Below are 7,523 nucleotides of genomic sequence, written 5' to 3'. Positions count from 1 at the left end.
GGCCCGTTGGCTGACGCCGGCGCGTACCCGATCCACGAGAGGAGCATTGTGACCGGCTTCAGCACCACCGCTGTGCACGGCGATGACGGCCTGATCCCCGGCGGGGCGGTGGCACCGCCGATCGTGCAGAGCGCGACCTTCAGCGCCGAGTCCGACGAGCGGTTCACCGCGATCGCCACCGAGACCCGGGGCAGCACCTTCTACACCAGATACGGCAACCCCAACCACGCCCAAGTGGCCGCCGTGGTCGCCGAGCTGGAGGGCGCGGAGACAGGTCTGGTCACCGCCTCTGGGATGGGCGCGATCAGCACCGTCGCGCTGGCCCTGCTCTCCGCCGGGGACCACGTGGTGGTGCAGCGCAGCATGTACGGCGGCACCACCTCGCTCGCCACCGGCCTGCTGCCGCGCTTCGGGGTCTCGAGCACCCAGGTCGACCAGACCGATACCGGGGCGTTCGAGCGGGCGTTGCGTCCACGGACCCGCCTGGTGCTGGTGGAGACGCCGAGCAATCCGCTGCTGGAGCTGACCGACCTGACGGCCGTGGTGAAGGTGGCCCATGCGGCGGGCGCGCTGGTGGTGGTCGACAACACCTTCGCCACGCCGGTGAACCAGCGTCCGATGAGCGCCGGGGCGGACCTGGTCTGGCACAGCGGCACCAAGTTCCTCGGCGGCCACTCCGACGTGTCGGCGGGGGTGGTCGTCGGCTCCGCCGAGCTGGTCGAGCGGGTGTGGCAGACGGCGATCGTCACAGGCAGCACCCTCGGCCCGGTGGACGCCTGGCTGTTGCTGCGCGGTATCCGTACGCTGCCGCTGCGGGTGGAGCGGCACAACGCCAACGCCCTCGCCCTGGCCCAGGCCATGGAGGGACACCCGGCGGTGGCCCGGGTCCGCTACCCGGGGCTGCCGTCGCATCCCCAGCAGGCGCTGGCCCGCCGGCAGATGACCGGCTTCGGCGGGGTGCTCAGCGTCGACCTGAAGGCGGGTCGGGCGGGGGTCGCCGCGCTGCTGGCCGGGCTGGGGCTGGCCAAGCGGGCGGCCAGCCTGGGCAGCGTCAGCACGCTGGTGGTGCACCCCCGGTCGATGTGGGCGGGGATCGTGGACGCCGAGCAGCTGGCCGCCACCGGTATCGGGGACGGGCTGGTCCGCGTCTCCACCGGCATCGAGGACACCGCCGACCTGGTGGACGACTTCCTGGCGGCGTTGGACAACGCGGCCGACCTGGGTTAGCCGGGCCTTGGCGCGTGTGGGAACAGCTGGACGCGGCGTCGTCCGCTGGCCCCGCACGGTCGCGACGACCCTCGTAGGGTGATGGCATGGCTGAGCGATCTCTGACCTTGATGGCGGTGCACGCCCACCCCGACGACGAGGCGACGAGCACCGGTGGTGTCCTTGCCCGCTACGCGGCGGAAGGGATCTCGACAGTGCTCGTGACCTGCACCGACGGGCGATGTGGCGACGGCCCCGGCGGGGTCAAGCCCGGCGACCCGGGGCACGACCCGGCCGCCGTGGTGGCGATGCGCCAGGACGAACTGGAGGCCAGCTGCGCGGCGTTGAAGGTCACCCACCTGGAGACGCTCGGCTACGCCGATTCCGGGATGATGGGCTGGCCGACCAACGACCTGCCCGGCACGTTCTGGACCACGCCGGTGGCGGAGGCGGCGGGCCGGCTGGCGGAGCTGATCCGACAGTACCGGCCGGACGTCGTCGTCACCTATGACGAGAACGGCTTCTACGGCCACCCGGACCACATCCAGGCGCACAGAATCACCATGGCCGCTGTCGCGATGACGGACATCCCCGCGAAGGTGTACTGGACCACTGTGCCGCGCTCGGCGTTCGCGGAATTCGGCCGGATCATGCAGGAGCTCGGCGTCGAGTGGGCCGAGCCGGACGCGTCGGCGGCGGAGCCCCAGCTCGGCCTGCCCGACGACGAGATCACCACCTGGGTGGACACGAGCAGCTACGGTGCGCAGAAGTTCGAGGCGCTGGCCACGCATGCCAGTCAGACCGAGAACATCTTCTTCCTGCAACTTGGCAGGGAGCGGTTCACCGAGCTGATGGGCATGGAGACCTTCGTCCGGGTCCGCGACACCACTGGCGCGCCGATACCCGAGGACGACCTGTTCGCCGGACTGCGCTGACCGAGCCGGCGCAGATAGCCCTCTCGTACCCGTGGTCGTACCCGTCACGGCGCTTCACTGGCCGTCCAGGCCGGCCCATGAGGGCCGGCCTGGACGTCAGGATCAGGCGAGGTCGTACCGGTCGAGGTTCATCACCTTGACCCACGCCGCGACGAAGTCGTGCACGTACTTCTTTCGCGCGTCGTCGCTCGCGTAGACCTCCGCGAGCGCGCGCAGCTCGGAGTTCGAACCGAAGACGAGGTCGGCGCGGCTGCCGGTCCACTTGACCTCGCCCGTGGCGGCGTCGCGACCTTCGAAGGTGGTCGCGTCCTCGGACGTCGCCTTCCACGTCGTGCCGAGGTCGAGCAGGTTGACGAAGAAGTCGTTGGTCAGCGACCCGGGGGTCTCGGTGAAGACACCGAGCGACGATTGCTTGACGTTCGCGCCCAGGACGCGGAGACCGCCGACGAGCACGGTCATCTCGGGCGCGCTCAGGGTCAGCAGGTTCGCCCGGTCGACCAGGAGGAACTCGGCCGGCAGCCGGTGGCCCTTCCCGAGGTAGTTGCGGAACCCGTCCGCGGTCGGCTCGAGCGCGGCGAAGGACTCCACGTCGGTCTGCTCCTGCGACGCGTCCGTGCGTCCGGGCGTGAAGGGGACCTCGACAGCGTGGCCGGCGTTCTTGGCGGCCAGTTCGACGGCCGCTGACCCGCCGAGCACGATCAGGTCGGCGAGCGAGACCTGCTTCCCTCCGGTCTGGGATGCGTTGAATGCCTCCTGGATCCCCGCCAGGGTGCCCAGCACCGTGGCCAACTCGTCGGGGTTGTTGACCTCCCAACCGTTCTGCGGCTCGAGACGGATGCGCGCCCCGTTGGCGCCGCCGCGCTTGTCGCTTCCCCGGAACGTCGACGCCGACGCCCACGCGGTGGAGACCAGCTGGGACACCGACAGCCCCGAGGCGAGGACCTGGCCCTTGAGGGTGGCGACGTCCTCGGCGTCGACGAGCTCGTGCGTCACCGCCGGGACGGGGTCCTGCCACAGCAGCGCCTCGGCAGGGAGCTCCGGCCCGAGGTAGCGCGCGACAGGCCCCATGTCGCGGTGCGTCAGCTTGAACCACGCCCGGGCGAAGGCGTCCGCGAACTCCTCCGGGTGCTCGAGGAAGCGCCGCGAGATCTGCTCGTAGACCGGGTCAACCCGGAGCGCGAGGTCCGTCGTCAGCATCGTCGGGGCGTGACTACGCGACAGGTCATGGGCGTCGGGGACGGTACCCGCCCCGGCACCATCCTTCGGCTTCCACTGGATCGCACCGGCGGGGCTCGTCGTCCGCTCCCACTCGTAGCCGAACAGGATCTCGAAGAAGCTGTTGTCCCACGCCACCGGGGTGTTCGTCCACGCACCCTCGAGCCCGCTGGTGATCGTGTCGCCGCCCTTGCCGGTGCCGAAGGTGTTGGTCCAGCCCAGGCCCTGCTCCTCCAGCGAGGCGCCCTCGGGCTCGGGACCGACGTACTTGTTCGGGTCGGCCGCACCGTGGGTCTTGCCGAACGTGTGCCCACCGGCGATCAGCGCGACGGTCTCCTCGTCGTTCATCGCCATGCGGCGGAACGTCTCGCGGATGTCCCTGGCCGCGGCGAGCGGGTCCCCGCTGCCATGCGGGCCTTCCGGGTTGACGTAGATGAGGCCCATTTGGACCGCGGCCAGCGGGCTCTCAAGGTCCCGGACGCCGGTGTGGCGCTCGTCACCGAGCCAGGTGGACTCGGGACCCCAGTAGACGTCCTCGTCGGGCTCCCAGACATCCTCCCGACCGCCGGCGTAGCCGAAGGTCGTGAAGCCCATCGACTCCAGGGCGACGTTACCGGCAAGAATCATGAGGTCGGCCCACGAGAGGTTCTGGCCGTACTTCTTCTTGACCGGCCACAGCAGCCGGCGAGCCTTGTCGAGATTTGCGTTGTCCGGCCAGCTGTTGAGGGGCGCGAAGCGCTGTTGCCCGGCGCCGGCGCCGCCGCGGCCGTCACTGATGCGGTACGTGCCCGCGCTGTGCCACGCCATGCGGATGATGAACGGGCCGTAGTGGCCGTAGTCGGCCGGCCACCAGTCCTGCGACGTCGTCAGGACCTCCGCGACGTCGCGCTTCACGGCGGCAAGGTCGAGGGACCTGAACGCCTCGGCGTAGTTGAACTCCCCACCGAGCGGGTTGGCCACGGCGGGGTTCTTGGCAAGGATCTTCAGGTTGAGCTGGTTCGGCCACCAGCCCCGGTTCCCCCCGCCCTGGGTCGGGTGCGGGGCGCGTGCGGCCGTGACCGGGCAGCGACCTTCGCTCTCCTCCGAGTTCATGTCGCCGACGACTGCATCGTGGTTCTCGTGCACGGGAATCCTTCCTAGGCGGATCAAGGGGCGTTCACGAACTGCATGCGGTGGAACAGCCGGGGCACAGGCCCCAGTAGACGACCTCGGCCTCGTCGATCAAAAAGCCGCGATCGTCGGACGCGGTAAGGCAAGGCGCCTCGCCAGCGGCGCAGTCGACGTCGGCGATCAGACCGCATGACCGGCACACCACGTGGTGGTGGTTGTCCCCGACCCGCGACTCGTAGCGCGCCACGGAGCCGGGCGGTTCGATGCGCCGCACCAGACCCGCGGCCGTCAGCGCACGCAGCACGTCGTACACGGCCTGGCGGGACACCCCAGGGAGATCCCTGCGCACGGCACCGATGATCGAGTCCGTGTCGGCGTGCGAATGCGCGTGCACCGCGCTCAGCACCGCCACCCGAGGACGGGTCACGCGCAACGCTGCCCCGCGCAGCATCTGCTGGAAGTCCAGGGTCGTGGCCACGAGCGCAGTCTGGCCGGTTTTCTGGAATCAGTCAAGAGTAGCCTGGGCGTCGCCCCAGGTCTCCACCTGGCCATGCGCCGCCGCGCTCATGACGGCAACGCCGGCAGCCTCTGCCTCGCCAGCGGAGCGGGCCGCGATCTCGCTGGCCTCCGCAGCCACTGCCGGCGCCAGAGGGCTTGAGACGACCGGCTGCACCAGCCAGGCAGGGAGCAGCGCGGGCTGACCACTTCGGTCTTCACTGGGAGATCAAACACGTCAAACGGTTATATTCTTGCTGCTCACGGCCATGGCCGGCGGCGGGCTGCACGAGCACTTCGGCAAACGATGACCACTTCGTTGACGTGCACCCCACTCTGCTCCCAGTGCAAGTCCCGCCCTGCAGGGCACGCCGCGTCAAGCACCTCTACCCGTTACTTGACGACCGAGCGAACCTCGCCCGTTCAGAGGGGAGATGCGTGCGTCCGTGTCCGCACCTTGAAGGTTTCCTACCACCTCTGCCCGGCACCGGCGTCGAGACTTGAATCGCCTCGATCAGTCTTCGAAGCCGTTTTCAGCCAGGATCTTGTCGATGCGGGCTCGATGCGCCTCCTCCCAGACATCGAGGGATTCGTCGGCCTCCTTGGCCAACTTCTTCTGGGCGTCGAGGAGCACCTGCCTCCGACGGGCCCGGGGAGTGACCACAACGCCCTCTTCATCAGCCACGATGATATCGCCGGCACTCACGTTCACACCGCCGCACCGCACCTGGCCATTGAGTGGCTCTACGACCGCCTTGCTCCCCGGGATAGGGATGACTCCCCTGGCAAAGACGGGAAAGCCCATCTTGCGCACCTCGGCGAGGTCCCGAATCACCCCATCGACCACGAACCCCGCGATCCCCCGACGTTGAGCGACGGCACAAACGTTTCCTCCCGCAACTGCATAGTCCACGTCCCCCGCTTCGACGACGATGATCGACCCAGGCTCCGCCCGATAGATAGCCGCGTGAAGCATGAGGTTGTCGCCCGGAGGGCACCGCACCGTGAACGCCGGGCCGGCAACCCGCCGCTCTAAAGGCCACAGAGGACGAATCCCGATATCCATGACCTGCTCGCGTCCTAAAAGGTCGGCGAGGGTGGTCGGGGGAATGTTCTCGAATCCGGTGATGTCGTTCATATCTTCCTCCATCTCGGGTGTCCCTCTCATGTGGCAGCTGCAGTACGGCATCTGTTGGTCGTGGCGGTGGGTGCCGGCGGACATGGAAGCTGAACCGTCGTCTGAGGAAGGTCAGCTAACGTGGGCAAGCTGCGTTCCGCTGGCGGTCTCCGCGTCCTGGCGGCGCGACTGAGCCCGGCGCAGCCCAAAGTGGATGATGTGCGGGGAGGTCAGGCCCGCGGCCGCGAAGATCGCCGCGAGTCCGATCCAGCCCGGTACTCCCAAGCCGATCACCAGCGCGATCAGCAACGACGGTGCGGCCATGTTTCCGAACTGCCGCCCGGTCTGGTAGGCCGCTTGGTACTGGCCCTGCGCCCAGTCCGGAGCGAGGTCGAAGACGACCGCAAACGTCGCGCTCGCCAGCCACAGCTCGCCGAGCACGTGTACGGTCGCCGCCACCAGCACCAGCACGCTGACCAGCCACGACGGCCGGTCTGCCGTCAGCCCGAACAGGACACACGATGCCGCGACGACGAGGGCGCCGCGCCGCGTCACCGGGATCGCGTCGGCGGCGGTGTGCGTACCTCGCGAAGCCCACACCTGCAGTGTCACGCAGCCGATCGTGTTCACCAGCAGCGCCGCCGAGACGAGGGTGACAGGGGCGTGCGTATACGCGATCAGCCACAGCGGCAGCGCAAGGCTCAGCAGCTCGTTGTAGAGGGCCGCCACCAGCCCGTCGACCAGCGCGAACGCGAGGAACGGCCGGTCCCGCAGAGCCACCATCCGGGGGCCGCTCGCGGGCGCCTTCGCCGGGGCCACCCGGGCCGCACGGCCGACGATCAGCGCCGCGCCGAGGCAGGTCGCCGCGTTGACGAGCAGCACAGCCAGGTAACCGGCGCGGCTGTCCAGAAGCAGCGGAACACCGCCGGCGAGGGTGCCGAGGGCGATGCCGGCGTTGTTCGTCGAGCGAACAAAGGCCCTGGTACGCATCCGCTCCTCCGGCGGCACGGCTCCGGCGATCATCGCGCCGCTCGCCGCCTTCACCGTCGCGTCGCCCACCGCGATCGCGCATGCGAGCACGGCGAATGACCAGAGGCCGCGGACGAGCGTCATCGCGGCGAAGCTCGCCGCCAGTGTGATCAGCGCGGCGATCTGCACGTCGCGCGGTCCGCGGCGGTCCACCACGTAACCCATCGGCGTCGTCAGGACCATGCCCGCAAGGGCAGCGGCGCTCAACCCGATCGCGACCTGGGCCGGGGTCAGCCCGACCGAGCGGGTGAGGAACAGCGCGCTGGTCGTGAGGTAGGCACCGTTGCCGAAGGTGTTCACCAGGGTGGCGAACACAAGGATGCGCGGGGTGCCTGGGGCCGGGAGCAGCTTGCCGATCACGCCGACGATTTAACAGTACGTACGTACGGTATGCAAACCGCGGTCCAGCAGGTTCG

Annotated in this window: 6 protein-coding genes; 2 read left to right on the top strand and 4 right to left on the bottom strand. The window is 69.3% G+C overall.

Annotated elements, in window-relative coordinates; all coding sequences use genetic code 11:
• The first annotated feature begins 48 nt into the window (after positions 1-48).
• Together ABZ807_RS13785 and ABZ807_RS13780 are read left to right on the top strand one after the other, a co-directional pair.
• Positions 49-1,227 carry an aminotransferase class I/II-fold pyridoxal phosphate-dependent enzyme gene (locus tag ABZ807_RS13785; protein ID WP_357156451.1) on the top strand — a complete coding sequence of 393 codons (1,179 nt, stop codon included), beginning with the start codon at positions 49-51 and terminating at the stop codon, positions 1,225-1,227.
• Between the two features lie 86 nt (positions 1,228-1,313).
• Positions 1,314-2,141 (top strand): PIG-L family deacetylase, encoded by an 828-nt coding sequence (locus ABZ807_RS13780; protein WP_357156449.1) that lies wholly within the window; start codon positions 1,314-1,316, stop codon positions 2,139-2,141.
• Positions 2,142-2,243: 102 nt separating this feature from the next.
• Here ABZ807_RS13780 and katG read toward each other — a convergent pair whose 3' ends face one another.
• The 4 genes from katG to ABZ807_RS13760 form a co-directional block, all read right to left on the bottom strand.
• The gene (gene katG / locus ABZ807_RS13775) at positions 2,244-4,448 is read right to left on the bottom strand and encodes a catalase/peroxidase HPI (protein WP_357156521.1); all 2,205 of its coding nucleotides are present in this window, start codon (positions 4,446-4,448) and stop codon (positions 2,244-2,246) included.
• A gap of 64 nt (positions 4,449-4,512) precedes the next feature.
• Positions 4,513-4,917: a Fur family transcriptional regulator gene (locus tag ABZ807_RS13770; RefSeq protein ID WP_357156519.1), complete on the bottom strand. Its 405-nt coding sequence runs from the start codon at positions 4,915-4,917 to the stop codon at positions 4,513-4,515.
• Between the two features lie 558 nt (positions 4,918-5,475).
• Entirely contained in the window at positions 5,476-6,099 is a 624-nt protein-coding gene (locus ABZ807_RS13765; protein ID WP_357156447.1) for an RraA family protein, read from the bottom strand.
• A 111-nt stretch (positions 6,100-6,210) separates the two neighbouring features.
• Positions 6,211-7,467 carry an MFS transporter gene (locus ABZ807_RS13760; RefSeq protein ID WP_357156445.1) on the bottom strand — a complete coding sequence of 419 codons (1,257 nt, stop codon included), beginning with the start codon at positions 7,465-7,467 and terminating at the stop codon, positions 6,211-6,213.
• Positions 7,468-7,523 lie beyond the last annotated feature (56 nt).

This window comes from Micromonospora sp. NPDC047548, from assembly GCF_040642975.1.
Lineage (GTDB): Bacteria > Actinomycetota > Actinomycetes > Mycobacteriales > Micromonosporaceae > Micromonospora.
This window is presented reverse-complemented; position numbering and strand designations above follow the sequence as displayed.

Excerpts from the sequence above, each read along its gene's own strand:
- ABZ807_RS13770 (WP_357156519.1), bottom strand. The coding sequence starts at position 4,917 with ATGCTGCGCGGGGCAGCGTTGCGCGTGACCCGTCCTCGGGTGGCGGTG.
- katG (WP_357156521.1), bottom strand. The coding sequence starts at position 4,448 with ATGAACTCGGAGGAGAGCGAAGGTCGCTGCCCGGTCACGGCCGCACGC.
- ABZ807_RS13780 (WP_357156449.1), top strand. The coding sequence starts at position 1,314 with ATGGCTGAGCGATCTCTGACCTTGATGGCGGTGCACGCCCACCCCGAC.
- ABZ807_RS13765 (WP_357156447.1), bottom strand. The coding sequence starts at position 6,099 with ATGAACGACATCACCGGATTCGAGAACATTCCCCCGACCACCCTCGCC.